23 protein-coding genes and 1 riboswitch are annotated in these 26,769 nt (G+C 74.9%); of the genes, 13 read left to right on the top strand and 10 right to left on the bottom strand.

Features of this window, described 5'->3' with window-relative positions:
• Positions 1-73 precede the first annotated feature (73 nt).
• Entirely contained in the window at positions 74-1,591 is a 1,518-nt protein-coding gene (guaB, locus tag EYB28_RS06285) for an IMP dehydrogenase (RefSeq protein WP_166845774.1), read from the top strand.
• Between the two features lie 24 nt (positions 1,592-1,615).
• Here the strand turns inward: guaB and EYB28_RS06290 are convergent, their stop codons facing one another.
• Positions 1,616-2,371 (bottom strand): exonuclease domain-containing protein, encoded by a 756-nt coding sequence (locus tag EYB28_RS06290; protein WP_166845775.1) that lies wholly within the window; start codon positions 2,369-2,371, stop codon positions 1,616-1,618.
• Positions 2,372-2,486: 115 nt separating this feature from the next.
• On the opposite strand from EYB28_RS06290, the gene EYB28_RS06295 reads away from it, so the two are divergent.
• Genes EYB28_RS06295 through EYB28_RS06310 form a run of 4 tightly spaced genes read left to right on the top strand, consistent with a single transcriptional unit; the run spans position 2,487 to position 6,013 of the window.
• Positions 2,487-3,611, top strand: coding sequence for a GuaB3 family IMP dehydrogenase-related protein (locus tag EYB28_RS06295; RefSeq protein WP_166845777.1), 1,125 nt, complete (start codon positions 2,487-2,489; stop codon positions 3,609-3,611).
• The gene (locus EYB28_RS06300) at positions 3,608-4,057 is read left to right on the top strand and encodes a GNAT family acetyltransferase (protein ID WP_166845779.1); all 450 of its coding nucleotides are present in this window, start codon (positions 3,608-3,610) and stop codon (positions 4,055-4,057) included. The genes EYB28_RS06295 and EYB28_RS06300 overlap by 4 nt, the downstream gene beginning before the upstream one ends.
• Positions 4,058-4,115: 58 nt before the next feature.
• Positions 4,116-5,738, top strand: a complete 1,623-nt coding sequence (locus tag EYB28_RS06305) for a succinic semialdehyde dehydrogenase (RefSeq protein ID WP_166845781.1) — start codon at positions 4,116-4,118, stop codon at positions 5,736-5,738.
• Between the two features lie 38 nt (positions 5,739-5,776).
• Positions 5,777-6,013, top strand: coding sequence for a hypothetical protein (locus EYB28_RS06310; RefSeq protein WP_166845783.1), 237 nt, complete (start codon positions 5,777-5,779; stop codon positions 6,011-6,013).
• A 21-nt stretch (positions 6,014-6,034) separates the two neighbouring features.
• Here EYB28_RS06310 and EYB28_RS06315 read toward each other — a convergent pair whose 3' ends face one another.
• Both EYB28_RS06315 and EYB28_RS06320 read right to left on the bottom strand, forming a co-directional pair.
• Positions 6,035-6,979: a DUF4031 domain-containing protein gene (locus EYB28_RS06315; RefSeq protein WP_166845785.1), complete on the bottom strand. Its 945-nt coding sequence runs from the start codon at positions 6,977-6,979 to the stop codon at positions 6,035-6,037.
• Complete coding sequence (locus EYB28_RS06320; RefSeq protein WP_166845787.1) at positions 6,976-7,668, bottom strand: FadR/GntR family transcriptional regulator; 693 nt, start codon at positions 7,666-7,668, stop codon at positions 6,976-6,978. Before EYB28_RS06320 ends, EYB28_RS06315 begins: the two co-directional genes overlap by 4 nt.
• Positions 7,669-7,799: 131 nt before the next feature.
• Between EYB28_RS06320 and EYB28_RS06325 the strand changes: the two genes are divergently transcribed.
• On the top strand, positions 7,800-8,378 hold the full coding sequence (locus EYB28_RS06325) for a gluconokinase (RefSeq protein ID WP_205710854.1): 579 nt from the start codon (positions 7,800-7,802) through the stop codon (positions 8,376-8,378).
• Between the two features lie 49 nt (positions 8,379-8,427).
• A complete protein-coding gene (locus EYB28_RS06330; protein WP_166845789.1) occupies positions 8,428-9,810 on the top strand; it encodes a GntP family permease in 1,383 nt (460 codons plus the stop codon).
• A 101-nt stretch (positions 9,811-9,911) separates the two neighbouring features.
• Here the strand turns inward: EYB28_RS06330 and EYB28_RS06335 are convergent, their stop codons facing one another.
• The 3 genes from EYB28_RS06335 to EYB28_RS06345 form a co-directional block, all read right to left on the bottom strand.
• The gene (locus EYB28_RS06335) at positions 9,912-11,192 is read right to left on the bottom strand and encodes an acetate/propionate family kinase (protein ID WP_166845791.1); all 1,281 of its coding nucleotides are present in this window, start codon (positions 11,190-11,192) and stop codon (positions 9,912-9,914) included.
• Positions 11,189-13,309: a phosphate acetyltransferase gene (pta, locus tag EYB28_RS06340; RefSeq protein ID WP_370459442.1), complete on the bottom strand. Its 2,121-nt coding sequence runs from the start codon at positions 13,307-13,309 to the stop codon at positions 11,189-11,191. Before pta ends, EYB28_RS06335 begins: the two co-directional genes overlap by 4 nt.
• Before the next feature lie 114 nt (positions 13,310-13,423).
• Positions 13,424-15,922: a phosphoketolase gene (locus tag EYB28_RS06345; protein WP_166845795.1), complete on the bottom strand. Its 2,499-nt coding sequence runs from the start codon at positions 15,920-15,922 to the stop codon at positions 13,424-13,426.
• 211 nt (positions 15,923-16,133) lie between these two features.
• On the opposite strand from EYB28_RS06345, the gene EYB28_RS06350 reads away from it, so the two are divergent.
• Positions 16,134-17,045 (top strand): SURF1 family protein, encoded by a 912-nt coding sequence (locus EYB28_RS06350; RefSeq protein ID WP_240930413.1) that lies wholly within the window; start codon positions 16,134-16,136, stop codon positions 17,043-17,045.
• 35 nt (positions 17,046-17,080) lie between these two features.
• On the opposite strand, the gene thiE is transcribed toward EYB28_RS06350, so the two are convergent.
• Positions 17,081-17,767: a thiamine phosphate synthase gene (gene thiE, locus EYB28_RS06355; protein ID WP_370459503.1), complete on the bottom strand. Its 687-nt coding sequence runs from the start codon at positions 17,765-17,767 to the stop codon at positions 17,081-17,083.
• A gap of 22 nt (positions 17,768-17,789) precedes the next feature.
• A riboswitch (TPP riboswitch) is annotated at positions 17,790-17,891 on the top strand.
• Between thiE and thiO the strand changes: the two genes are divergently transcribed.
• The 4 genes from thiO (at position 17,883) to EYB28_RS06375 (ending at position 21,165) form a co-directional block, all read left to right on the top strand.
• On the top strand, positions 17,883-19,097 hold the full coding sequence (thiO, locus tag EYB28_RS06360) for a glycine oxidase ThiO (RefSeq protein ID WP_166845798.1): 1,215 nt from the start codon (positions 17,883-17,885) through the stop codon (positions 19,095-19,097). It overlaps the preceding riboswitch by 9 nt.
• The gene (gene thiS, locus EYB28_RS06365) at positions 19,094-19,333 is read left to right on the top strand and encodes a sulfur carrier protein ThiS (protein ID WP_166845800.1); all 240 of its coding nucleotides are present in this window, start codon (positions 19,094-19,096) and stop codon (positions 19,331-19,333) included. The genes thiO and thiS overlap by 4 nt, the downstream gene beginning before the upstream one ends.
• Position 19,334: 1 nt before the next feature.
• Positions 19,335-20,168 carry a thiazole synthase gene (locus EYB28_RS06370; RefSeq protein WP_166845802.1) on the top strand — a complete coding sequence of 278 codons (834 nt, stop codon included), beginning with the start codon at positions 19,335-19,337 and terminating at the stop codon, positions 20,166-20,168.
• A gap of 169 nt (positions 20,169-20,337) precedes the next feature.
• The gene (locus EYB28_RS06375; RefSeq protein ID WP_166845804.1) at positions 20,338-21,165 is read left to right on the top strand and encodes a type IV toxin-antitoxin system AbiEi family antitoxin domain-containing protein; all 828 of its coding nucleotides are present in this window, start codon (positions 20,338-20,340) and stop codon (positions 21,163-21,165) included.
• Positions 21,166-21,242: 77 nt separating this feature from the next.
• On the opposite strand, the gene EYB28_RS06380 is transcribed toward EYB28_RS06375, so the two are convergent.
• On the bottom strand, positions 21,243-22,463 hold the full coding sequence (locus tag EYB28_RS06380) for a ThiF family adenylyltransferase (RefSeq protein WP_240930414.1): 1,221 nt from the start codon (positions 22,461-22,463) through the stop codon (positions 21,243-21,245).
• Between the two features lie 70 nt (positions 22,464-22,533).
• Here EYB28_RS06380 and EYB28_RS06385 point away from each other — a divergent pair, with 70 nt between their 5' ends.
• A complete protein-coding gene (locus EYB28_RS06385; protein ID WP_166845808.1) occupies positions 22,534-23,145 on the top strand; it encodes a GyrI-like domain-containing protein in 612 nt (203 codons plus the stop codon).
• A gap of 42 nt (positions 23,146-23,187) precedes the next feature.
• On the opposite strand, the gene EYB28_RS06390 is transcribed toward EYB28_RS06385, so the two are convergent.
• The gene (locus EYB28_RS06390) at positions 23,188-24,936 is read right to left on the bottom strand and encodes an ABC transporter ATP-binding protein (protein ID WP_166845810.1); all 1,749 of its coding nucleotides are present in this window, start codon (positions 24,934-24,936) and stop codon (positions 23,188-23,190) included.
• Complete coding sequence (locus EYB28_RS06395; protein ID WP_370459443.1) at positions 24,933-26,720, bottom strand: ABC transporter ATP-binding protein; 1,788 nt, start codon at positions 26,718-26,720, stop codon at positions 24,933-24,935. Before EYB28_RS06395 ends, EYB28_RS06390 begins: the two co-directional genes overlap by 4 nt.
• Positions 26,721-26,769 lie beyond the last annotated feature (49 nt).

The following is a 26,769-nucleotide window of genomic DNA, read 5'->3' on the forward strand; positions in this document are numbered from 1 at the left end:
GGTCCGCCACCCGGCCCCGGTCCGGGGCCCGGACGCGGGAATACCCGCGCCGCCGGGAACGTAGAATCCAGTCATGACGGACTCGACCTCGCCCGCGCACGACCCGTTCGGATTCCTCGGCCTCACCTACGACGACGTCCTGCTGCTGCCGGGGTACTCGGACCTGGCGCCGTCGGACATCGACACCACGTCGCGACTGACCCGCGAGATCTCGCTGCGCACCCCGCTGGTGTCCGCGGCGATGGACACCGTCACCGAGTCGCGGATGGCGATCGCCATGGCGCGCCAGGGCGGCATCGGCGTGCTGCACCGCAACCTGTCGATCACCGACCAGGCGTACCAGGTCGACCTCGTCAAGCGCACCCAGACGGGCATCATCTCCAACCCCGTCACCATCGGGCCGGACGCGACGCTCGAGGAGCTCGACCAGCGCGCGGGGGAGTACCGCATCTCCGGCTTCCCGGTCGTGGACCCGGGCGGCCGGCTCGTCGGGATCGTGACGAACCGCGACCTGCGCTTCACGCCCGTGGCCGAGTGGGCGACGACCAAGGTCTCCGAGGTCATGACCCCCGCCCCCCTCATCACCGGGCCGGCGGGCATCTCGCGCGAGGACGCCACGCTGCTGCTGCGCAAGCACAAGCTCGAGCGGCTGCCGCTCGTCGACGGCGACGGGCGCCTGTCCGGGCTCATCACCGTCAAGGACTTCGTCAAGTCGGAGCAGTTCCCGAACGCGTCCAAGGACGACCAGGGCCGCCTGCTGGTCGGCGCCGCGATCGGCTACTTCGGCGACGCGTGGGAGCGCGCGACGACGCTCGTGGACGCCGGCGTCGACGTGCTGGTGGCCGACACCGCGCACGGCAACGTGCGCATGCTCGTCGAGATGGTCAAGCGCCTCAAGACCGACCCGGCCACCCGCCACGTGCAGGTGATCGGGGGCAACGTCGCCACGCGGGAGGGCGCCCAGACGTTCGTCGAGGCGGGTGCCGACGGCATCAAGGTCGGCGTCGGGCCGGGCTCGATCTGCACGACGCGCATCGTCACGGGCGTGGGCGTCCCGCAGATCACCGCCGTCTACGAGGCCTCGCTCGCGGCACGCGCCGCGGGCGTCCCGGTCATCGCCGACGGGGGGATGCGGCACTCCGGGGAGATCGGCAAGGCGATCGTCGCCGGGGCCGAGACGGTCATGCTGGGCTCGATGCTCGCGGGCACCGAGGAGGCCCCCGGCGAGACGATCCTCGTGGGCGGCAAGCAGTACAAGGCGTACCGGGGGATGGGCTCGATGGGCGCCATGTCCTCGCGCGGCAAGAAGTCCTTCTCCAAGGACCGGTACTTCCAGGCCGAGGTCACCAGCGACGACAAGATCGTCCCCGAGGGCGTCGAGGGCCAGGTCGCGTACAAGGGCACCCTGAGCGCCGTGGCCCACCAGCTCGTCGGTGGCCTGCACCAGACGATGTTCTACGTCGGGGCGGCGACCATCCCCGAGCTGCAGTCCAAGGGCCGGTTCGTCCGCATCACCTCGGCCTCCCTCAAGGAGTCGCACCCGCACGACGTGCAGGTCACCGCCGAGGCCCCGAACTACTCCGGGTTCTGACGGGCGGGCGCGCGGGCCGCGTCCCTACGCCGTCCGGGCCCGGGCGGCCGCCGGCGGCTCGGCGGGCCACGCGGTGCCCGCCGGTCCCGGCCCGTCGGGGTCCGCGGCCCGCTCCGCGTTGACGCGCTCCGCCCAGGCGCGGTGCGCCCCCGCCTGCGCGGCGTGCAGCGCGTCGAGCGCGGCGCCGCGCAGGCGGGGGTGGCGCACGAGCTGGGCGTCGAGCACGTCCAGGGTGGCCAGCACGTCGACGTCGGCGGTGTGCAGCGGCCCCGTGCCCGCGACGCCGTACAGCGCGCAGAGGTCGCAGAGGCGACGCTTGCCCTCGCGGTCGCCGTCGAGCCAGCGGTCCAGGACGAGCGGGTCGAGCACGGGGAAGACCGGGCGCCCCAGCCGTTCGGGCAGGGTGGGCAGCCCGTGGCGGGCGAGCTCCGCGTCCAGCAGGGACAGGTCGAACGTCGCGTTGTAGGCCACCAGGGGGACGCCCGCGCGCTGGTGCGCGGCGAGCAGCCCGGCGATCTCGTCCAGCGCCGTGGCCGGCGCGCAGCCGCCCGAGCGGGCCCGCGCCGTCGACACGCCGTGGATCGCCGTGGCCTCCGCGGGGATCTCGACGCCGGGGTCGATCAGCCACGTCCGGACCTCGGCGGCCCGGCCCGGCGCCCGCAGCACCACGGCCGCCGTGACGATGCGGTCGTGAGCCACGTCCAGGCCCGTCGTCTCGGTGTCGAGGCCCACGAGCGGGCCGTGGGCCCAGCCGGCGCCGTCGGTGCGCTCGCCGCCCATCGCCGGCCTCCCCTCGCCGTCCTCGCTCGTGCCGTGTCGTCGCTGGCAGGGACTGTGCCACCCGCCACCGACACGGGTGCGCGCCCCTCGGGCGCACGCCGGTACGCTGGTCGGCGTGAGCAACGAGATCGAGATCGGCCGTGGCAAGCGCGGACGTCGCGCGTACTCCTTCGACGACATCGCGGTGGTGCCCTCGCGACGCACCCGCGACCCGAAGGACGTCTCGACCGAGTGGCAGATCGACGCCTACCACTTCGACCTGCCGATCATGGCGGCGCCGATGGACTCGGTGATGAGCCCCGACGTCGCGGTCGCGCTGGGCCGCCTGGGCGGTCTCGGCGTGCTCGACCTCGAGGGGCTGTGGACGCGCTACGAGTCGCCCGAGGCGCTGCTCGCCGAGATCCGCGAGCTGCCCGCCGAGCAGGCCACCGCCCGCATGCAGGAGATCTACGCCGAGCCGATCAAGCCCGAGCTCATCACCCAGCGGCTCAAGGAGGTCCGCGCCGCCGGGGTCACCGTCGCCGGGGCCCTCTCGCCGCAGCGCACGCAGGAGCACTACCAGACCGTCGTGGACGCCGGGGTGGACCTCTTCGTCATCCGCGGCACCACGGTCTCCGCGGAGCACGTCTCCGGCAACGCCGAGCCGCTCAACCTCAAGCGGTTCATCTACGAGCTCGACGTCCCGGTCGTCGTCGGCGGGGCGGCCACCTACACGGCCGCGCTGCACCTCATGCGCACGGGCGCGGCCGGCGTGCTGGTGGGCTTCGGCGGCGGTGCCGCGCACACCACCCGGGTCGGGCTCGGCATCCACGCGCCGATGGCGACGGCGGTCTCGGACGTCGCCGCCGCGCGGCGCGACTACCTCGACGAGTCCGGCGGCCGGTACGTGCACGTCATCGCCGACGGCGGCGTCGGCCACTCGGGCGACATCGTCAAGGCCGTGGCCTGCGGCGCCGACGCCGTGATGCTCGGGGCCGCCCTGGCCCGCGCGTCCGAGGCGCCCGGGCGGGGATGGCACTGGGGGGCCGAGGCCCACCACGCCGAGCTCCCGCGCGGCGAGCGGATGGCGGTCGGCAGCGCCGGCCCGCTGGAGCGGATCCTCTTCGGGCCCAGCGACGTCGCGGACGGCACGCTCAACCTGGTCGGCGCGCTGCGCCGGGCGATGGCGACCACCGGCTACTCCGACCTCAAGGAGTTCCAGCGGGTGGAGGTCGTCGTCTCTCCCTACCAGCCGCGATGACCGGCGGGCCGTCGGTCGAGGCCGCCGCCCGGGTCCGGGAGATCGCGGACGACGACGTCGAGCGGGTCGTCGCGCTGTGGCACGCGTGCGGGCTGACCCGGCCGTGGAACGACCCGCACGCCGACATCGCCGCCGCGCGGGCGACCCCGGTGTCGACCGTGCTGGTCGCGCACGACGGGGATGACGTCGTCGGCTCCGTGCTGGCCGGGTACGAGGGTCACCGGGGGTGGCTGTACTACGTGGCCGTGGACCCGTCGCGGCAGGGCACCGGCCTGGGCAGGGCGCTGGTGACGGCGGCGGAGGAGTGGCTGCGCGAGGCCGGCGCCGCCAAGGTCATGCTCATGGTGCGCTCGACGAACGAGCAGGTCACGGCCTTCTACGGGCGCCTGGGGTACGCCGTGGAGGACGTCGCCGTGCTGAGCCGCTGGGTCGACGGGTCGCGCTGAGAGCGAACCCGCAGGTGACCGTCCGGACGCGTCCGTGGGGGCGCGTAGGGTGGCGGCCATGTCCACCGCGCACGAGAGCGACGGAGCTCTGGGTGATCTGATCGACCCCGAGCTGCCGTCCGCCACCTACGTCCTGGAGCCCGGCGTCGTCGCCCCGTTGGTCGAGCGGATCGCCACCTCGCAGTCCGCGGGCACGCACCGGTCCACGCTCCCGTTCACCGGGGCCCCGCTCGCGTCGTTCCCCCTGTCGTCCGCCGACGACGTCCGGGCCGCGACCGAGCGGGCGCGGTCCGCCCAGCCAGCCTGGGCCGACCGACCGCTGCGCGAGCGCACCGACGTGCTCGACCGGCTCGGGGAGATCGTCCTGCGGCGCCAGTCGGAGATCCTCGACATGGTCCAGCTGGAGTCGGGCAAGGCCCGGCGCAGCGCGTTCGAGGAGGTCGCCGACGTCGCGCAGGTGTGCCGGCACTTCGCGGTGCGCGGCCCCGACTACCTGGCCGACCGGCGCGAGCCGGGCCTGCTGCCGGTGCTCACCGGCGTGCGGGTGCACCGCCGCCCCGTCGGCGTCGTCGGCGTGATCGTGCCGTGGAACTACCCGCTGACGCTGGTGCTCTCGGAGGCCGTGCCCGCCCTGCTCGCCGGCAACGCCGTCGTCGTGAAGCCCGACCCGCAGACCACCCTGTCGGCGCTGTGGGTCGCGGAGGCGGTCGAGGAGGCCGGCCTGCCCGCCGACCTGTTCACCGTGGTCACGGGCGGTGCCGACGTCGGCGCCGCGCTGGTCGACCACGTGGACCACGTGGCGTTCACCGGGTCGACGGAGGTCGGGCGCAAGGTCGCGGCCCGGGCGGGCGAGCGGCTCGTCGGGGCCACGCTGGAGCTCGGCGGCAAGAACCCCCTGTACGTCGCGGCCGACGCGGACCTCGCCTCGGCGGTGCCGGGGGCCGTGCGCGCGTGCTTCGCCAACTCCGGGCAGCTGTGCATGTCGATCGAGCGCCTGGTGGTGCACGAGGACGTCGCCGACGAGTTCCTCGCGCGGTTCGTCGAGGCGGTCCGTGACCTGCGTCTCGGCACGGGCCTGGACTACACCGCGGACGTCGGCTCGCTGGTCTCCGCGGCCCAGCTGGAACGGGTCTCCGAGCACGTCGACGACGCCCTCGCGAAGGGCGCCCGCGCCCTGGTCGGCGGCGTCCACCGCTCCGACGTCGGGCCGTACTTCTACGCGCCGACGGTGCTCGACGGCGTGCCGGACGACGCGCGCTGCGCCACCGAGGAGACGTTCGGCCCGGTCGTGTCGGTGACACGGGTCGCCTCCGACGACGAGGCGGTGCGCGTCATGAACGCCTCCGACCTCGGCCTGAACGCGAGCGTGTGGTCCGCGGACGTCGCGCACGCCCGGCGCCTCGCCGCGCGGATCGAGGCGGGGACCGTCAACGTCAACGACGGCTACACCTCCGCCTGGGGCTCGCCCGGCGCACCCATGGGCGGCTTCAAGGCCTCCGGGCTGGGGCGTCGGCACGGCCGCGAGTCGGTCGAGGCGATGACCGAGGCGCAGACGGTCGCCGTGCAGCGCGCCGCCCGCTTCGGCGCCTCGCTCGACTCCCTCTACGCCCTCGGCGGGGACACCCCGAGCCGGGTGCTCACCGCCGCGCTGCAGGTCATGCGCCGCCTCCGCCTGCCGTGAGCCCGACGACGTGAGCCCGACGACGCGAGGGAGACGCCATGCCTGAGGGGAGGCCCGGCGGGCCGGCAGGTCGGTGGAGCCTCCCGAAGGTCGTCCTGGCGGTGTTCGCGGTCCTCGCCGTGATCCCGTTCCCGGCCGTGGCGATCACGATCGCCGTGGTGGTGGCGATCCTCGGGCGTCGCCGGCGGGGCGTGGTCCTGCTCATGGGCGCCGTCGTGGTGTTCGGGCTCTGGGCGCTCTTCTTCCTCGACCGGCCGCCGGTCGCGGGCGGGTAGAGGGCGAGCCGCGCGGGGCGTTCAGTCGGTGGCCGCCAGGCCCGCCAGCTCGGCCCGCAGGTTGTGCGCGGCCGCGTCCGCCCAGCGGTCGCGACCGGGCGCGGTGCGGAAGAGCGCGGGCGCGTCCAGCAGACCGGTGAGGACGGCGGCGCGCCCGGCGCGGAAGTCCGGGTCCGGCACGTGGCCGTACTCGGCGCGGACCTGGGCGACGTACCGGGCGTAGGTGCGCGGGCCGGCGCCCAGGACGGCCAGGTCGGCGTCGCTGACCAGCGCCCCGGTGGCGTCGTGGGGGGCGGGGTCGTGCCCGGCGGTGAGCCGCACGAGCCGCGCGACCTCGGCGACGTCACCGTCCGCGAGCGGCCCACCGCCGGCCGTGCGCGCGCGGCCGGCGAGCGGTCCGAGCAGGTCGTCCACGAGGGCGGCGGAACGCTCCTCGTCGCGGCCGGCCTCGCCGTCGTGCACCGCGTCGTGGAACCACAGGGCGACGGCGGCGTGCCACGGGGACCCGGGCGCGCCGCTGCCGGTGAGGTCGTCGAGCGCATCGAGGGCGTGGGCCAGGTGCAGCCGCGAGTGGTACGTCCGGTGCGGTTCGCGCCACCGGTCGACGAGGTCCTGCCCGGCGGCGTCGAGCGCGCCCCGCGTGGCGGTGGCGGGGCGCCAGAGCGACGCCCAGCGCTGGTGCAGCGCAGCCTGCGACGCGCGGCGGCGCTCCCACCCCGGGACTCGCAGCACGCTCCCGCCGAGGCGCCGTGCCAGCTCGCCGCCGTCCACGGGGACGGCACCTGCTGCGACGAGGTCGTCGTACCGGGCGTCGGGGACGTCGTAGTGGTCGTGGTCGAAGGCCCGGTCGCGGATGTCGTGGGCCCGGGCGAAGACGCGCAGCTCGTGCAGCGAGGTGTCCGAGACGAGGTGCGACCACAGGCGGCCGTGCGCGGGCCACCGGGGCGGGTCGACGAGGATCGTCACGAGAGCCCCGCGATGGTGCGGCGCACCTCGCCGACGATCTGCGCCATCGCCGCCTCCGCCGCCTCCGGGTCGTGCGCGGCGACGGCGCGGGCCACCGCCTCGTGCTGGTCGAGCGCCTCCGGTACCGGGGAGGCGGGCATGAGCCCCAGGTGGGTGCGGCCCGTGAGCACCTCGGCGACGACGTCCGCGAGCGGGCCGAACATCTCGTTGCCGCTCGACCGCAGGAGGAGCTCGTGCATCCGGACGTCGAGCTCGAGGAAGGTCTCGAGGTCGCCGGCCTCTCCGGTGGTGCGCATGCGCCGCGCGAGGTCCAGCAGCTCGCCGCACACCTGCGGGCTCGCGTGGCGGGCGGCACCGGCGGCCGCGAGCGGCTCGACGGCATGCCGTAGCTCGGTGAGGCTGCGCAGCTGGGCGTCGCGGCCCGGTCCGGCCAGCCGCCAGCGGATGACGCGCCGGTCGAGCACGTTCCAGTGCTCGATCCCCAGGACGACCAGGCCGACCCGCCGCCGGGAGCGGACCATGCCGAGGCCCTCGAGCAGGCGCATGACCTCGCGCGCGACGGTGCGCGAGACCCCGTGGTCCGCGCCGATGCCCTCCAGGGTCAGCGGGGTCCCCGGCTCGATCTCGCCGCCGGCGATGGCGCGCCCGAGCGCGTCGAGCACGGCGGTGTGCAGGGAGGTCGCGGGCATGGGCCGAGCCTAACGGTCGGCCCGCCGACCCGTAATGGTCACACCCCATCTTGCAATGGTGCTATCAATGGTGCATCCTCGGACGACCGGCGACGCGGCAGTCGCCGGAGTTCGATAGACAGGAAGTCGAGATGGACACCGTCGTCAGCAACGCACCACCCGTCCACGTGCGAGGGGAGACCACGTCGCGCCTGCCCGTCACCGACCACGTCGTCGTGATGGGGGTCGCCGGCTCGGGCAAGACCACCGTCGCCGCGCTCCTCGCCGAGCGCCTGGGCCTCGACGTCGCGGAGGCGGACGAGTTCCACCCGCGGGCCAACATCGAGAAGATGAGCGCCGGGACCCCGCTCACCGACGAGGACCGCTGGCCGTGGCTGCGCGCGATCCGTGAGTGGCTGGAGAGCGAGTCCGACGCGGGCCGCTCCGCGGTCGTGACCTGCTCGGCGCTCAAGCGCTCCTACCGCGACGAGCTGCGCCGGGCGCGCGGGCGGGTGCGGTTCGTGCACCTGGCCGGTAGCCGCGACCTGCTCGCCGAGCGCATGGCCGGCCGCAGCGGGCACTTCATGCCGCTGTCGCTGCTCGACTCCCAGCTCGCGACCCTCGAACCGCTCGAGGCGGACGAGGACGGCCTCGTCGTCGACGTGACGACGCCGGTGCGCGACGTCGTCGCCGCCGTCGCCGCCTGGCTCCACGCCCCCTCGGCCTCCTGACGCCGCACCGACCCCACCCACCCGTACCACCGTCGACGAGGACACCCCTATGCCCCCCGAGGACTGGACCCAGACCCTGACCGCGGGCCCGCTGCTGGCGATCGCCGCCGCCGCGGTCGCCCTCCTGCTCTTCCTCATCATCAAGGTCCGCCTGCACGCGTTCCTGTCCCTGATCCTGGTCAGCCTGCTGACCGCGGTCGCCACCGGCCTGCCGAGCGGCGGCATCGTCGACGTTCTCCTGGACGGCTTCGGCTCCACGCTCGCCTCCGTGGCGCTGCTCGTCGGCATCGGCGTGATGCTGGGGCGCCTCGTCGAGACGAGCGGCGGCGCCCAGGTCCTCACGGACGTCCTGATCGCGCGGTTCGGCGAGCGGCGCGCGCCGCTCGCGCTCGGCGTCGCGTCGCTGCTGTTCGGCTTCCCGATCTTCTTCGACGCGGGCCTCGTGGTGATGCTGCCGATCGTGTTCGCCGTCGCGCGGCGCCTCGGTGGCTCCCTGCTGCTCTACGGGCTCCCGGTGGCCGGAGCGTTCTCCGTGATGCACATCTACGTGCCGCCGCACCCCGGCCCCGTCGCCGCGTCGGAGTTCCTCGGGGCGGACGTCGGCACCGTGCTGCTGATCGGGCTCGTCGCGGCGATCCCCACCTGGTACGTGACCGCCTACCTGTTCGGCCGGCTCGCGGGCCGCCGGTTCGTGCTTCCCGTGCCGGAGATCCTGGGCCACGCCGATGCCGCGCAGACCGCGAACCCGCCGCGGTTCGGCACGGTCGTGGGCGTCCTGCTGCTCCCGCTCGTCCTCATCTTCGCCAACACCGGGCTGCAGACGGCCGCGTCGGCCGGCTGGGTCGACGCCGACAGCGCGCTGGTCTCGTGGGCCGGGATGGTCGGCTCGACGCCGGTCGCCCTGCTGATCACCGTGCTCGTCGCCGCGTGGGTGCTCGGCCGCCGCCGCGGCGTCGAGGGCACCGCGCTGGAGAAGATGCTCGACTCCGCGCTCGGGCCTGTCGCCTCGGTCATCCTCATCACCGGTGCCGGCGGCATGTTCGGCGGCGTGCTGCGGGCGTCCGGCATCGGCGACGCGCTGGCCGACGTCCTCGGCGACCTGGGGCTGCCGGTCGTCGTGGCCGGGTTCGTCATCGCCGCCGTGCTGCGCGTGGCGCAGGGCTCCGCGACGGTCGCGCTGACGACCGCGGCCGGGCTCATCGCCCCCGCCGTGGCCGCGGGTGGGTTCAACGGCGTCGAGACGGCGTCCGTGGTCGTCGCCGTCGCCGCCGGCTCCGTGGTGCTCAGCCACGTCAACGACTCCGGCTTCTGGCTGGTCGGCCGGTTCTTCGACATGGACGTCAAGACGACGCTGCGCACCTGGACCGTCATGGAGACCCTCATCGGCGTGATGGGCTTCGCGATCGCGGGTGCCGTGTTCGCCATCGCCTGATGACCTGAGCCCGTCCCGGGTGTTGTGGGTACGCAGTTGGCGTGGTTCCGGACCCGGAACCACGCCAACTGCGTACCCACAACACCCCAGGGGTGGTGCGTTCAGCCGGACGTGACCGCCGAGGCGGGGCTCAGGTGCTCGACGGCCTCGACGCACTGGCGGGCGATGGCGAGCTCCTCCATCGTCGGGACGACCATGACGAGCGTCGACGTCCAGTCGGGGGAGACGATCCGCTCGCCGCCCCGGGCGGCGTTGCGCTCGGGGTCGACGGCGATGCCCAGGCCCTCGAGGCCCTCGCAGACGGCGGCCCGCACGGCGGCGTCGTTCTCGCCGACGCCCGCGGTGAACGCGACGACGTCGACCCGGCCGAGCAGGGCCGCGTACGCGCCGACGTACTTCTTGAGCCGGTGCACGTAGACGTCGAACGCGAGCGCGGCGTCCTCGTCGCCGTCGTCGATGAGCCGACGCAGCTCGCGGAAGTCGTTGACGCCGGAGAGCCCGAGCACGCCGGACCGCTTGTTGAGCAGCGTGTCGAGCTCGTCGATGTCCATGCCGGCGTTGCGGGCGAGGTGGAAGACGACGGCCGGGTCGACGTCCCCGGACCGGGTGCCCATGACGAGCCCCTCGAGCGGGGTGAGGCCCATCGAGGTGTCGATCGGGACGCCGCCCTTGACGGCGGACGCGGACGCGCCGTTGCCCAGGTGCAGCACGATCGTGTGGAGGTCCTGCACGCGCCGGCCCAGCACGCGGGCCACCTTCCCCGCGACGTACTGGTGGCTGGTGCCGTGGAACCCGTACCGCCGCACGTCGTGGGCGGCGGCGACCTCGCGGTCGATGGCGTAGGTGTAGGCCTCGGCGGGCAGCGCCTGGAAGAACGCGGTGTCGAAGACGGCGACGTGCGGGACGTCGCCCAGGAGCTCGCGCGCCACCCGGATGCCCTGCACGTTGGCGGGGTTGTGCAGCGGGGCGAGCGGCACGAGGGACTCGATGCGGTCGACGACGTCGTCGTCCACCACCACGGGCCCGGAGAACTCGGCGCCGCCGTGCACGACGCGGTGGCCGACGGCGTAGATGCCGGCGTCTGAGAGCCGCGGGCCGATCTCGTCGAACAGGCCGAGTGCGATCCGCAGCGCCTCGCCGTGGTCGGGCACGTCGGCCTCGCGGCGGGTCCGGTTGCCGCCGTAGGTGTGCGTGACGATGCCCTTCGCGTCGCCGGCCTCGCCGATGCGCTCGATGGTGCCGGCCGCGATCGCCTCGCCGCCCACCGGGTTGACCAGCTGGTACTTCAACGACGACGACCCCGAGTTCAGCACCAGCACCGACCCGTGCGCCCCGTACGCGCTGTACGGGTTCGGGCGCTCGGACTCGGGGACGATGCTCATGCGGTCTCCTCCTGTGCCGCGCCGGGGCTCGGCGCCTGGGCCTGGATGGCGGTGATGGTGACGGTGCTGACGATGTCGGCGACGAGCGCGCCGCGGGACAGGTCGTTCACCGGCTTGTTCAGCCCCTGCAGCACCGGCCCGATCGCGACGGCCCCGGCCGACCTCTGCACCGCCTTGTAGGTGTTGTTGCCGGTGTTGAGGTCGGGGAAGATGAACACGGTGGCCCGGCCCGCGACGGACGACTCGGGCAGCTTGGACGCCGCGACGGACGCGTCGACGGCGGCGTCGTACTGGATCGGGCCCTCGACGGACAGGTCGGCGCGGCGCTCGCGCACCAGCTCGGTGGCGGTGCGCACCTTGTCGACGTCCGCGCCGGAGCCGGACGCGCCCGTGGAGTACGACAGCATCGCCACCCGCGGGTCCACCCCGAACTGCGCGGCGGTGGCCGCCGACGAGATCGCGATGTCGGCGAGCTGCTCCGCCGTCGGGTCCGGGACGACGGCGCAGTCGCCGTACACCAGCACCCGGTCGGGCAGGCACATGAGGAACACCGACGACACGACGGAGACGCCGGGTGCCGTCCGGACGATCTCGAACGACGGCCGGATGGTGTGCGCCGTGGTGTGCGCGGCGCCGGAGACCATGCCGTCCGCCAGGCCCAGGTGCACCATCATCGTGCCGAAGTACGACACGTCCGTGACGATCTCCCGCGCCCGCTCGAGCGTCATCCCCTTGTGCGCCCGCAGCCGGGCGTACTCGGCGGCGAAGTTCTCGACGTGCTCCGGGTCGGTGGGAGACAGGACGGTCGCGGCGTCGATGTCGAGACCGAGCTCGGCCGCCCGGGCGCGGATCGTGGCCTCGTCGCCGAGGATCACCAGGTCGGCGATGCCGCGGGCCAGGACGGTGGACGCCGCCCGCAGGATCCGGTCGTCGTCGCCCTCGGGCAGCACCACGCGCTTGCGGTCGGCGCGGGCCCGCTCGATGAGCCCGTACTCGAACATCAGCGGCGTCACCACGGGCGTGCGGGGAACGTCGAGGCGCGCGAGCAGCGCCTCGCCGTCGACGTGCTGCTCGAACAGGGCGCGGGCGACGTCGATCTTGCGGGTCGCGCCCACCGTGACGTAGCCGTGCGTCTCGGCGGCGCGCCGCGCGGCGGTGAACGTGTCGAGACGTGTGGCCACCACCGGCACCCGCGGGCCGAGCGCCGACAGGAGCTGCGCGATGACGCCGCGCGGCACGTACCCGCCGGTCAGCACGATGCCGGCCAGCGACGGGAACGTCGCCGCCGCGTGCGCGGACAGCAGCCCGAGGAGGACGTCGGCGCGGTCGCCGGGCGTGATCACGACGGCGCCGTCGGCCAGGTGGTCGAGCACGTGCTCGAACGACATCGCGCCCACGATGACGTCCAGCACCTCGCGAGCCATGAGGTCGGGGTCGCCCAGCATGAGGGAACCCTCGACGGCCTCGGTGAGCCGGGCCACCGTGGGTGCGTGCAGGAACGGCTCCTCCGGGATCGTCCAGACCGGCAGCCCGTCCTCCGACATCCGCGCCGCCCCGGCGAGCACACCCGGGCCGCTGCGGTTCACCACCACCCCGACCGGCTGGGCGTGGTTGGCGCGCAGCTCGCCGACGGCGAGGCGGTTGAGGGCGCGGACCTCGTCGAGGCTGCGGTCGCGGCCCGACGTCACGAGGAGCACGGGGGCGCCGAGGTTCGCCGCCACGCGCGCGTTGAACGCGAGCTCCGTCGCCCCGGTGACGTCGGTGTAGTCGGTGCCCACCACGACGACCGCGTCGCAGCGCTCGGCGACCGCGTGGTACCGGTCCACGATCCGCGACAGCGCCGACTCCGGGTCGGCGTGCACGTCGTCGTAGGTGACGCCGACCGCGTCCTCGTACGCCAGGTCGACGCCGTCGTGCGCCAGCAGCATCTCCAGCACGTGGTCGCGCGGGGCGTCGACGCCGGCGTCCGACGACGGGGGGTCGGGCACCCGGGACACCGCGCGGAACACGCCGACCCGCCGCACCTGTCGCACCAGGAGGTCGAGCACCCCCAGGGTCACGGTCGACTTGCCGGTCTCGCCCTCGGGCGAGGCGATGTAGATGCTGCGTGTGCTCACGGCCTGCCTGTTCGGTCGCGTCGGTGAGGTGGTGCTCCCCATTCCATCGCATCGCACCCGGCGGTGCACCGGGGAGGCGGCGTCGCGTTCGTCACGCGACGCCGCCCGGCCGCACTACTCGTTGTCGCCGCCCGTCGCGGCCGCCGCGTCGTACTGCGGGCCGCCGGTGCGCAGCGCGGTGTCGCCGGCGTCCGGCCACACCCAGTCGCGCACCTCGGGGATGTCCTCGCCGTGCTCGCGCGTGTACTGGCGCGCCGCGAGGCGGGCGTCCACCATCCGCTGCCGCAGCCCCGCGTACCGCGACCGCAGCGACGGCACCCGGTCGATGACGTCGATCACCAGGTGGTAGCGGTCGATGTCGTTGAGCATCGCCATGTCGAACGGCGTCGTGGTGGTGCCCTCCTCCTTGTAGCCGCGCACGTGGATGTTGGCGTGGTTCGTGCGGCGGTACGTGAGCCGGTGGATGAGCCACGGGTAGCCGTGGTAGTTGAAGATCACCGGGCGGTCGGCGGTGAACAGGGTGTCGAAGTCCGAGTCGGACAGGCCGTGCGGGTGCTCCTTCTCGTCCTGCAGGCGCATGAGGTCCACGACGTTGACCACCCGCACCGTGAGGTCGGGCAGCTCGTGGCGCAGGATGTCGGCCGCGGCCAGCACCTCCAGCGTCGGCACGTCGCCGGCGCAGCCGAGCACGACGTCCGGGTCGGTGCCCTCCACCTCGGTGCCCGCCCAGTCCCAGATGCCTAGGCCGCGCGTGCAGTGCGCGATCGCGGCGTCCATCGACAGGAACTGCGGCGCGGGCTGCTTGCCCGCCACCACGACGTTCACGTACTGGCGGCCCCGCAGACAGTGGTCGTACGTGCTGAGCAGGGTGTTCGCGTCCGGCGGCAGGTACACCCGCACGATCTCCGCCTTCTTGTTGACCACGTGGTCGATGAAGCCCGGGTCCTGGTGGGAGAACCCGTTGTGGTCCTGGCGCCACACGTGGCTCGACAGCAGGTAGTTCAGCGACGCGATCGGACGGCGCCACGGGATGTGGTTGGTGACCTTCAGCCACTTGGCGTGCTGGTTGAACATCGAGTCGACGATGTGGATGAAGGCCTCGTAGCTGGTGAACAGGCCGTGCCGCCCCGTGAGCAGGTAGCCCTCCAGCCAGCCCTGGCACTGGTGCTCGCTCAGCATCTCCATGACGCGCCCCGCCCGCGCCAGGTGCTCGTCGACGTCCGGGCCGAAGAAGTCCGCGTTCCACTGCTTGTCGGTGACGTCGTAGACCGCCTGCAGCCGGTTCGACGCCGTCTCGTCCGGCCCGAAGATGCGGAAGTTGTCCGGGTTGAGCCGCACCACCTCGGTGAGCCAGCGCCCCAGCACGCGCGTGGCCTCCGCGACGGTGCCCCCGGGCGCGGAGACGTCCACGGCGAAGTCCCGGAAGTCGGGCAGGCGCAGGTCGCGCAGCAGCTGCCCGCCGTTCGCGTGCGGGTTCGCGCTCATCCGCAGCTCGCCCTCCGGGGCCAGCGCCGCGACGTCGTCCACCAGCCGGCCGCCTGAGTCGAACAGCTCCTCCGCCCGGTACGACTCCATCCAGTCCTTCAGCACCTGCAGGTGCTCCGGGGTGTCACGGGCGCTCGACAGCGGCACCTGGTGCGCGCGCCACGAGTCCTCCGTCGTGTGCCCGTCGATCACCGGCGGGCAGGTCCACCCCTTGGGGGTGCGGAAGACGATCATCGGCCACGCCGGCCGCTCGTCCTCGCCCGCCGCCGCGTCCGCCTTGATCCGCGCGATGTGGTCCAGCACCTCGTCCAGCAGCGCGGCGAAGCGCCGGTGCGCCGCGGCGTGGTCCTCGCCGTCGAACCCGCCGGTGAAGAAGTACGGCGTGTGGCCGTAGCCGACCATGAGGTCGCGCAGCTCGTCGTCGCTGATCCGCGCCAGGACCGTCGGGTTGGCGATCTTGTAGCCGTTGAGGTGCAGGATCGGCAGCACGACGCCGTCCGTGCGCGCGTTCACGAACTTGTTCGAGTGCCAGCTCGTGGCCAGCGGTCCCGTCTCGGCCTCGCCGTCGCCGACCACCGCCGCGACCAGCAGGTCCGGGTTGTCGAACGCCGCCCCGTAGGCGTGGGAGAGCGCGTAGCCGAGCTCGCCGCCCTCGTGGATCGACCCGGGCGTCTCCGGGGCCACGTGGCTCGGGATGCCGCCGGGGAAGGAGAACTGCCGGAACAGCCGGCGCATGCCCTCCGTGTCCTGGGTGACGTCCGAGTAGGTCTGCGAGTACGTGCCCTCCAGGTAGGCGTTCGCGACCAGGCCGGGCCCGCCGTGCCCCGGCCCGGCCACGTAGACCGTCGACTGGTGGCGCTCGCGGATCGCGCGGTTGAGGTGCGCGTACAGGAAGTTCAGGCCGGGTGTGGTGCCCCAGTGCCCGAGCAGCCGCGGCTTGACGTCGTCGCGGGTCAGCGGCTGGCGCAGCAGGGGGTTGTCCAGCAGGTAGATCTGCCCGACGGACAGGTAGTTCGCGGCCCGCCACCACCGGTCGATCCGCTCGAGCGTCTCGTCGGAGACGCCGCCGGTCTCGGCGGTGCGCCACGCGGCGGGGCTGCTGGTCGGTGTGGTCGTGGTGGTGCTCATCACACGCTCCCTGGTCTCGGGGTCGATGCCCGGTGGGTGAGGGTGGTCCGCCCGGTCTCATTCCACCCCAGACCTCCGCGCATCGCAGCCCGACCAGGCCCGACGGGGGAGGTCGTGGCGGTGACGTGGACCCGACGCCGTGTCAGGTCCCGCGGCCGGCCGGACGCCGCGTGATTCCGGCCGGCGCGCCGGGGCCGTCTACGGTGGTCCTGTGCCCACTCCGCCCCCGCGTCGACGGTCGTTCTGGGCGGTCGCCCGCCAGCCGCGCATGATCGGCATCCTCCTGGCGCTCCTGCTCGCCGCGGCCGTGTGCGCACGGCTCGGGGTGTGGCAGCTCGACCGGGCGTACCAGCGGGCCGAGCTCGCCGCCGAGCAGGAGGCGGCGGAGGCCGCGGCGGCCGCGCCGGAGGGGCTCGGCGAGCTGCTGCCGCCGCAGACGACGTTCCCCGGCCAGCTCGTGGGCCGCGAGGCCTGGGTGAGCGGCACCTACGAGCCCGACGGACAGGAGCTGGTGGTGGGCCGGTCCCTGGACGGTCGCACCGGGTACCTGGTGCTGACCCCGCTGCGAGTGACCGACGACGGCACGGGCGGGGCGTCGTGGGCGGACCTGTCCGGGCCGCCCGTCGTGCCCGTCGTGCGCGGCTGGGTCGACTCGCCGACGCCCGGCCCCGACGCCCTGGACGTGCCCGACGGCGAGGTGCGGGTCACCGGCTGGTTGCAGGCCTCCGAGTCGACGCAGGAGGGCGCCGAGCCGCTGCCCGACAACCCCGGCGGCCCGCCGCTGACCCGCTCGATCGCCACCGGCGCGCTCGTCAACGACTGGGGCGGGCCGATCTACTCCGGGTACCTCGTGCTCACGTCCGCCGACCCGGCCCAGCCGGCGGCCGCGGACGGCGGCCCCGCCGCGCTGCCCCGCCCCGTCATCGAGGGCGGGACCGGCGTCAACCTGCAGAACGTCTTCTACGCGCTGCAGTGGTGGGTGTTCGGGGTCTTCGCCGTCGCGCTGTGGCTGCGGCTGGTGCGCGACGAGATGGTCGGCGGGCGCCGCGAGCGGCCGCACCGCCGCGGCGACGAGCCCGACGACGACCCCGTGGGCCGGGGCATCGCCGGCCTGCCCGGCTAGGAGATCGCGCGTCCCTGCCGGTCACGCCCGCGGGGTCACGCCCCCGCGCGCTCGGCGACGCGCTCGCGCAGCTCCCGGGCCGCCCGCTCGGGGTCCGGCGCCCGCGTGATCGCACGCACGACGACGACCCGCTCCGCCCCGGCGTCGAGCACGGCGTCCAGCCGTTCCGCGTCGATGCCGCCGATCGCGAACCAGGGCGTCGTGGGCCGGGTGCCGGCGACCTCCCGCAGCAGGTCGAGGCCCACCGCGGCGCGCCCCGGCTTGGTCGGCGTGGCCCACAGCGGGCCCACGCAGAAGTAGTCGACGCCCGGGTCGGCCTCGGCCGCGGCCGCCTGCTCGCGCGAGTGGGTGGACCGGCCCAGCGCGGGGCCGTCACCGAGCAGCGTGCGCACCGCCGTCGTCGGCAGGTCGTCCTGCCCCATGTGCACCACCGGGGCGCCCGCCAGCGAGGCGACGTCGGCCCGGTCGTTCACCGCCCACAGGGCGCCGTGCTCGGCCGCCACCCGCGCGACCGTGGCCTGCAGCTCCAGCTCGCGCGCGACGTCGAGGGTCTTGTCGCGCAGCTGCACGACGTCGACACCGCCGGCGAGCGCCGCGTGCAGGAAGTCGGTGAGGTCGCCGGCCTCCTCGCGGGCGTCGGTGCACAGGTACAGGCGGGCGTCGGCGAGGCGGGCACGGACGACGGCGCCGTCGTCGGGGGAGCGTGTGGTCACGCGGGCCAGGGTAACCACGGCTCGGGTTACAGTGGCCGCGCACGGGAGCCCCGCCGGGGCTGAGAGGGCGTCGGAGCCGACCGTCGAACCTGATCTGGATCATGCCAGCGAAGGGAGCATCGTCATGAGCGACCCCCAGCCCGACCTCGTCGTGGTCGGCGCCGGCATCGTCGGCGCCGCCGTCGCGTGGCGCGCCGCCCGCGAGCAGCTGCGCGTCGTCCTGCTCGACCCCGCGCCCGGCGACGGCGCGACCCGCGCGGCGGCGGGCATGCTCGCGCCCGTCGCCGAGTCGTGGTTCGGCGAGGAGCCCGCCGCCCGCCTGGGCGTGGCCGGCGCGGCCCGGTGGCCCGCCTTCGCGCGCGACCTCGCCGACGCGACCGGTCTCGACGTCGGCCTGCGCGCGGTCGGCACCCTCGTGACCGCGTACGACGGCGACGACCTCGGCGAGCTGCGCCGCACCGTCGCCCTGCACCGCACCTGGGGGCTCGACTCGACCGAGCTGACCCACGCCGATGCGCGCCGCCTCGAGCCGCTGCTCGGCCCCCGGGTGCGCGGCGCCGTCCACGCGCCGTCGGACCACGTCGCCGACCCGCGCGCCGCCCACGACGCGCTCCTGGCCGCCCTCGGCGCCGCGCCCCGTGCCACGGTCGTGCGGCAGCGTGCCCGGCGGCTGCGCACCGACGCCACCGGTGCCGTCGTCGGCGTGGAGGACGCGGCGGGCACCACCCACCGCGCGCCCGCCGTCGTCGTCGCGACGGGCTGGCAGGCCGGCGACCTGCTCGACGGCCTGCCCGTGAGCGTGCCCGTGCGGCCGGTGCGCGGGCAGACGCTGCGCCTGGACGCCGGGCCCGGCGCCGCGCCGCGGCAGGTGGTGCGCGGGCTCGTGCAGGGCCGGCCCGTGTACGTGGTGCCGCGCGACGCCGGTACGGGGACGGGCCCGGGCACGACGCCGGAGCACCGCGAGGTGGTCGTCGGCGCGACCAGCGAGGAGGGCCCCGACGACCGGCGCGCCACCGCGGGCGGCGTCTTCGCCCTGCTGCGCGACGCGCGCGCCCTGCTGCCCGGCCTGGACGAGGCCGCGCTGGTCGAGGCGACCCCGCGCGCCCGCCCCGGCACCCCGGACAACCTCCCCCTCATCGGGCCGACCGGTGTCCCCGGCCTGCACCTCGCGACCGGCCACTACCGCAACGGCGTGCTGCTCGCGCCGCTCACCGCCGATGCCGTGGTCGCCGGCCTCCTGGGGCGCGACCCCGACGTGCCCGCGCTCGCCGCCGCCGACGCCGGGCGCTTTACCACCGGCAACCTCACCACCGCCCCCAACCGAGGAGCCCACCGATGACGACCGACACGCCCCCGGGGTCCGCCCTGGTCAACGGCGACCCCTACCCGCTGCCCGAGCCCGTCACCATCGACGAGCTGGTGCGCACCCTCGTGCCCGGCTGCGTCGTCGACGGCACCCCGCAGGGCGTCGCCGTCGCCCTCGACGACGCCGTCGTGCCCCGCGGCGCCTGGACCACCACCCACCTGCGGCCCGGCGACCGCGCCGAGGTCCTCACCGCCGTGCAGGGAGGCTGACATGACCGGCACCACGAGCGACGCGCTGACGATCGCCGGGACCGCGCTGGGCTCGCGCCTGGTCATGGGGACCGGCGGCGCGCCGAGCCTCATGGCCCTGGAGGACGCCCTCGTGGCGTGCGGGACCGAGCTGACCACCGTCGCGATGCGGCGGGTCGCCCGCCCGCGCCCCGGCGACCCGGCCGGTGAGTCGTCCGTGTGGGGGCTGCTGGAGCGTCTCGGCATCCGCGCCCTGCCGAACACGGCCGGCTGCTTCTCCGCCTCCGAGGCCGTGCTCACCGCACGGCTCGCGCGCGAGGCGTGCGGCACCGACTGGGTCAAGCTCGAGGTGATCGCCGACGACGTCACCCTGCTGCCCGAGCCCCTCGGACTCGTCGAGGCCGCCGATGAGCTGGTGCGCGACGGATTCGTCGTGCTGCCGTACTGCGGGGACGACCCGATCGTCGCCCGGCGCCTGGAGGACGTCGGGTGCGCCGCCGTCATGCCGCTCGGCGCCCCCATCGGCTCCGGGCTCGGCATCTGCAACCCCCGCAACATCGAGGCCATCGCGGCCGCCGCGGAGGTGCCCGTGATCCTCGACGCCGGCATCGGCACGGCCTCCGACGCCGCCCGGGCGATGGAGCTCGGCTGCGACGGCGTGCTGCTCGCCACCGCCGTCACCCGCGCCGAGGACCCGGTCCGGATGGCTCGGGCCATGCGGCTGGCCGTCGACGCGGGCCACGACGCCGCCCGCGCCGGCCGCATCCCTCGGCGCGAGCAGGCGCTCGCGTCGTCGTCGCCGGACGGCCGCATGGCGGTGGGGGAGCGGTCCGGGAACCTCGACCTCGCCCTCTGAACGCTGGGGCGTGTCGGTTCGGGTTGGTCCGCGCGGTCGCGTTCACGCGCCCTGGCGGCGCTCCACTTCGGGAGGGATACGACCGCGCGGACCAACCCGAACCGACACGCTCTTCGGGGGCTGTGGATGGCGTCGGCCGGAGGTCGCGCGCCTCTGGTGAGGTACGGGGATGGCCCGACCATCCCAGCCCGTGCCGTCGTCGTTGCTGCAGGTGGCCCGGCGCCAGGCGGGCCTGGTGAACCTCCGGCAGTGCCACGCGTCCGGGCTGACGAGTCGGCAGGTGGCGCGACGGGTCGACCGCGGGGAGTGGCGTCGGCTCGCCAGGGGTGTCTTCGACACGACGACGGTGAAGCCGGAGTCCGACTCGGCGAGGTACGACCTGCGCCGTCGACCCACCGCGTTCCTCGGGCCGCTCTCCCTGCCGGGCTCCATCCTGGTCGGGCTCGGTGCGCTGGTGCTGCATGGGGTCAAGGGGGTGCCGCCCAGCTACCGGCCCGAGGTGACCCTCCCGGACGCGACCTCGCGGGAGAGGACCGGGCCGGTGCGGGTGCGCCGGCTCCTGGTCGCGACGCCCGTCGTGATCGACGGCGTCCGGTGCGCACCCCTGGCCGAAGCCCTCGCCCAGGCCGTCCCCACGCTCGGCCGGCTCGACGCCGTCGCCGTGCTCGACTCCGCTCGCCACCAGGGACTGCTCACCGACCCCGAATGCGCCAGGTCCTTGACCGCGCGACGCCGGGGAGCCCGGCGTTGCTGGGGATGGTGGGACGACGCCGACGCCCGGGCGGAGTCGCCCGCCGAGTCGTGGGCGCGCGCGACGTGCCAGGACCGAGGATTCCCGCCGGACGCCGTCCAGCTGTGGGTGGTGGGGCGTGGCTGGCGGTCCCGGGTGGACCTCGCCTGGGTGCTGCCCGACGGATCCGTGCTGCTCGTCGAGGTCGACGGGCGGGACGTCCACGCGACCCCGGACGCGCTCTACGACGACCGGCACCGGCCTTGACATCGAGCGTCCCGCTTGGGTCCCCATTCCAGCCGGATGAGGTCCCGATCGGGACGCTCGAACTCAGTAGTCCGGGCTCAGTACATCGGGACCGAGGGGTCGACGTCGCGGGACCAGGCGAGGATGCCGCCGTCGACCACCCGGGCGGGCACCCCCGACGCGCGCAGGAAGTCCGCCGCGCGGGCGGCCCGGCCGCCCATCTTGCACAGCACGTGCACCGGCCGGCCCGCGGTCCGCTCGCTCACCCGGGCGACGACGGCGTCGCCGTCGGGACCGAGCAGGTCGCCCAGAGGGACGACGTCCGCGCCGGGCAGGGACGCGATCTCGACCTCCCACGGCTCACGCACGTCCAGCACGTACGGCTCGGAGCCGTCGCCGGAGCGCAGGGCCGCGAGCTCCGCCGGGGCGACGAGCCCGTCGTCCTCCGCCGCCGTGCCGGACGCCGCGGGGAGCCCGCAGAACGTCGCGTACGCCGCGTCGTCCGGCAGGGAGGTCACCGGCTCGCGCGAGGGGTCCGCGGACACCGTGAGCCGTCGCCACGTGAGCTCCGCGGCGTCGTACACCGCGACCCGGCCCAGCAGGGTGCGGCCGACGCCGGTGACCAGCTTGATCGCCTCCGTCGCCATCACCGACCCGACGGTGCCGCACAGCGCGCCCAGCACCCCGCCGGTCGCGCAGTCCGGGGCCAGCGCGGGCGGGGGCGGCGACGGGAAGACGTCGCGGTACGTCACGCCCTCGACGCCGGCGGTCGGCGCGGCCCAGAACGTCGCGACCTGCCCCGTGAACCGGTAGATGCCGCCCCACACGACCGGGACCCCGGCGAGCTCCGCCGCGTCGGAGACGAGGTAGCGCGTCGCGAAGTTGTCCGACCCGTCCAGCACCAGGTCGTAGCCGCGCAGCAGGCCCACCGCGTTCGCGGACGTGAGACGCTCGCGGTGCTCGACCACGCGCGTGCCCGGGTTCACCCGCGCCAGGGACCGCGCGGCCGACGCGGTCTTCGGCGCGCCCACGTCGTCGACGCCGTGCACCACCTGTCGCTGCAGGTTCGAGGCGTCCACGACGTCGTCGTCGACGACGCCGAGCGTCCCGACGCCGGCCGCCGCCAGGTACAGCAGGGCGGGGCTGCCGAGCCCGCCGGCCCCGATCACCAGCACCCGTGCGGCCGCGAGGCGGCGCTGGCCCTCGACGCCCACGCCCGGCAGGGACAGGTGGCGGGCGTAGCGGGCGAGGTCCTCGGGGCTCAGCTCCGGCCCCGGGGCGACGAGCGGCGGCAGGGCGGGGGTGTCGTCGGTGCTCACCCCCCGAGGATAGGTCGGCGCCGGGGTCGGGCGGACGACCGGCTGTCGGTGCCGGGTGTGACGCTGGGGCATGGCCACCGTGGACCTCAAGCGCACGTACCGCGACCACTACACCGCGCACACCGCGCCGTCGCTCGTCACCGTGCCACCGCGGCCGCACCTCATGATCGACGGCGCCGGGGACCCGAACACCGCGCCCGCCTACACCGACGCCGTGACGACGCTCTACCCGCTGGCCTACGCGCTGCGCGCCGCGGTCAAGGAGGCCACCGGCGACGCGTACACCGTCATGCCGCTCGAGGGCCTGTGGTGGTCCGACGACCTGAGCACCTTCAGCGTCCACGCCAAGGACGAGTGGCGCTGGACCATGATGATCAGCCTGCCCGACGCCGTCGACGACCTCGACGCCCCCGCGCTGCTCGACCGGGTCACGCGGGCCAACGACCTGCCGGCCGGCGACCGCGTGCGCCTGGAGCGGTTCGGCGACGGCCGGGCCGCGCAGGTGCTGCATGTCGGCCCGTTCTCCACGGAGCCCGCGACCGTCGCGGGCCTGCACGCGTTCATCGCCGAGCAGGGCCTCGCGCTCGCGGGCACGCATCATGAGATCTACCTCACCGACCCCCGGCGGTCGGCCCCCGAGCGTTGGCGCACGATCGTCCGCCAGCCCGTCGCCGCACCCTGAGACGTGGTGGGCGCCTGGGGCGCCCACCACGGTCGGCCGGGGCTACTCGTGCTGCCAGCTCCGCCACAGCCGGGCGTACTCACCGCCGGCGGCGACCAGCTCGTCGTGCGGACCGATCTCGCTGATCCGCCCGCCGTCGACGACGGCGACGCGGTCGGCGTCGTGCGCCGTGTGCAGGCGGTGCGCGATCGCGACGACCGTCCGCCCGGTGAGCACCGCGTTGAGCGAGCGCTCCAGGTGGCGGGCGGCCCGGGGGTCGAGCAGCGACGTGGCCTCGTCCAGCACCAGGGTGTGCGGGTCGAGCAGCACCAGCCGGGCGAGGGCCACCTGCTGGGCCTGCGCCGGGCTGAGCGCGTGGCCGCCGGACCCGACCTCCGTCGCGAGTCCGTCCGGCAGCGCCGCCGCCCAGTCCCGGGCGTCGACCGCGCCGAGGGCCTCCCACAACCGGTCGTCGTCGGCCACGGTGTCCGCCAGCCGCAGGTTCTCGGCGAGCGAGCCGACGAACACGTGGTGCTCCTGCGTCACCAGCGCGACGTGCCGGCGCAGGTCCTCCAGCGGCAGCTCCACCAGCGGCACCCCGCCGACCATCACCGACCCGCCCGTGGGCGGGTGGATGCCCGCGAGCATCCGGCCCAGCGTCGACTTGCCCGCTCCCGACGGGCCGACGACGGCCAGCCGCTCGCCGGGGGCCAGGTCCAGGTCGATGCCGTGCAGCACGTCGTGGCCCTCGCGGTAGGCGTACCGCACCTGGTGGGCGCGCACCTCCTCCGAGGCCGGGACGGCGGTGCCCGCCACCCGGTCCGGGCCCACCAGGCCGACGCCGACCACCCGCGCCAGCGCCACCGCCGCGACCTGCAGCTCGTCCAGCCAGAAGACGAGGTCGAACACGGGGCCGCCCATCTGGTGCGCGTACATCGCGATCGTCGCCACGGTGCCGACGGTCGTGACGTCCTGCGACACCAGCCACGCGCCCCACAGCACGACGGCGATGGGCGCGATCGACACGGCGCTGTCCAGCGACGGGATGAGTCGCAGCCGCAGGCCGAGGGTGTAGCGCTCGGCGGCGAACGCCTCGCGCAGGTCCGCGTCGATCCGCCGGCGGACCCGCGCGCCCAGGTGCAGCGCGTCGGTGGTGCGGGCCCCCTCGACGGCCTCCGTGATCGTCCCGTTGAGGGTCGCGTACGCCGCGGACTCACGCAGGTAGCCCGGCGTCGCGCGCTTGAGGTACCACCGCGTGGCGACGACGATGAGCGGCACCCCGAGCAGCAGCCCGAGGGCGACGAGCGGGTCGGCGAGGAACGACGCGACCGTCGTCAGTCCGATCGTCACGACGCACACCAGCACGCGCGGCACGCCGAAGCGCACCGCGTGCTGCAGCTTGTTGACGTCGTTGGTGGTGCGGGCGACGAGGTCGCCGGTGCCGGCCTTCTCCACCGTGGACAGCGGGAGGCGCGTCGCCGTGCGCATGAACTCCTCGCGCAGCTCGGCGAACACGCGCTCGCCGAAGACCATCGACAGGCGTTGCGCGTAGCGCGTCACGACCGCCTGCGCGACGACGGCGCCGAGGACGACGAGGGCGAGCCGGTCGACGCGGTCCAGCGTGGTGCCGCCCGTGACCTCGTCGATGACCCGGCCCAGGAGGAACGGACCGACGAGCCCGGCGACGGCCGCCACCGTGTGCAGGACGGCGACCGCCGCGAGCTGCCCGCGGTGGTGGCGGAACAGCCGGCCGACGGTGCGGTTCACCTCGGCGCGGTCCGCGATCGGCAGCTGGTTCGCCGTGGTGCTCATCGGACCGCTCCTTCCATGTCGTCGGTGCTGACGTCCGTCGCGGGCGGGCCGTCCTCGGCCATGCTGCGCCCGACGACGGCGCGGTAGCGGGCCCCGTCGTCGCCGGTGCGCGCGAGCAGCTCGGCGTGCGTGCCCGCGGTCGTGACCCGGCCGTCGTCGAGCAGCAGCACCTCGTCGAGGTGGTCGAGGACCAGCGGGCTGGCGGTCACCACGAGCGTGGTGCGCCCGCGCCGGGCCTCGGCCACGCGCTCCGCGATGCGCGCCTCCGTGTGGGCGTCCACCGCGCTGGTGGGCTCCACGAGGACGAGGATCTCCGGCTCGGTGAGCAGCGCGCGGGCCAGCGCGACCCGCTGGCGCTGCCCGCCCGAGAGCGACCGGCCCTTCTCGGGCAGCTCGCCGGCGAGGCCGCCGGGCACGCTGTCCAGCACGTCGCGCGCGTCCGCGGTGAGCACCGCCGCCATCAGCTCGGCCTCGGTGGCGCGCCCGCGGGAGTCCAGCTCCTCGCCGAGCACCCCGGAGAACAGGTGCGGTGTCGCCTCCGCGACGACGACCCGGTGGCGCAGCGCCTCCTTGTCCAGGTCGGCGAGCAGCACGCCCCCGAGCCGCACGGGCGTGTCCGCCTCCACCGCGTCGTCGAGCCGCCCGAGGCGCACCGCGACCCGCGCCGCGGCGTCCGGGTCGGCGCTCACCAGCCCGACGACGCGCCCGGGGCGCAGCACGAGGCCGCTGGCCTCGTCGACCAGCTCGGCGCCGGCCGGCGGTGCGTCGACCGGGCGCGCGGGCTGCGGCGTCGCCTCGTCCACGCGCAGGACGTCGAGGATCTTGCGCGCCGAGACGACGGCACGGATGGTCGTGTGCGTCATCTGGGTGGCGATCATCACGGGCCAGGACAGGAAGGCGGCGTAGCCGTAGAACGTGACGAGCTGGCCGCCGGTGATCTCGCCGTGCACGACCGCCCGCGCCCCGAGCCACAGCACGGCGGCGGCGAGCAGGCCGGGCAGGAGCACCTGCAGCCCGTCGAGCACGGACTGCAGCCCGGCGACCCGCACGCCCTGGCGGCGCACCTCCTGCGACTGGCGGGCGTACCGGCCCGAGAAGACGTCCTCGCCGCCGATGCCGCGCAGGATCCGCAGCCCCGAGACCGTGTCGGCGCCGAGGGCGGTGAGGCGGCCCGTGGCCTCGCGGTGCGCGTTCTGCCGGGAGGTGAGCGGCTTGACGAGCAGCCCGAGCACGCCCGCGACCACCGGGATGCCCACGACGATGACGAGCCCGAGGGGCAGGTGCTCCGTGAGCACCACGGCGGCGCCGGCCACGTAGGCGAGCACCGCGCCGGCGAACCGGCCCGCGACCGAGTACATGTCGCCCACCCGCAGCGCGTCGTTCGCGACGGCGGTCACGACCTCGCCGGTGGGCAGCTTCCGCGTGACCGCCTGGCCCGCGCGGGTCGCCTTGTACCCGACGAGCTGGGAGAACGCGAAGGACGCGCGCATCCAGTTCTCGACGTCCCACGTGTGCGCGAACACGCCGCTGCCGACGATCACCGCCGCGGCGAGCGCCATGAGGCCGCACCACACGAGCAGGTCGGTGCCGAAGCCCTGCGCCAGCCCCTCGTCGATGGCCCGGCCGAGCAGCAGCGGCGCGGCGGCCTCGGCGAGCATCGCGATCATGCCGACGGCGACCGAGGCGCCGAGCACGCCCCGCTGCCGCCCCGCCTGCCACCACAGCAGACGCGCGGACGAGGAGAGCGGAGGAGTGCCCACGTCGGGCACGGGGAGGGGGCGCACGATCAACCACACTAGGCACGGCCACCGACGGTCGGCACCGCATTTTCCT

Source organism: Isoptericola sp. BMS4, assembly GCF_011634835.1.
Taxonomy (GTDB): Bacteria; Actinomycetota; Actinomycetes; order Actinomycetales; family Cellulomonadaceae; genus Isoptericola.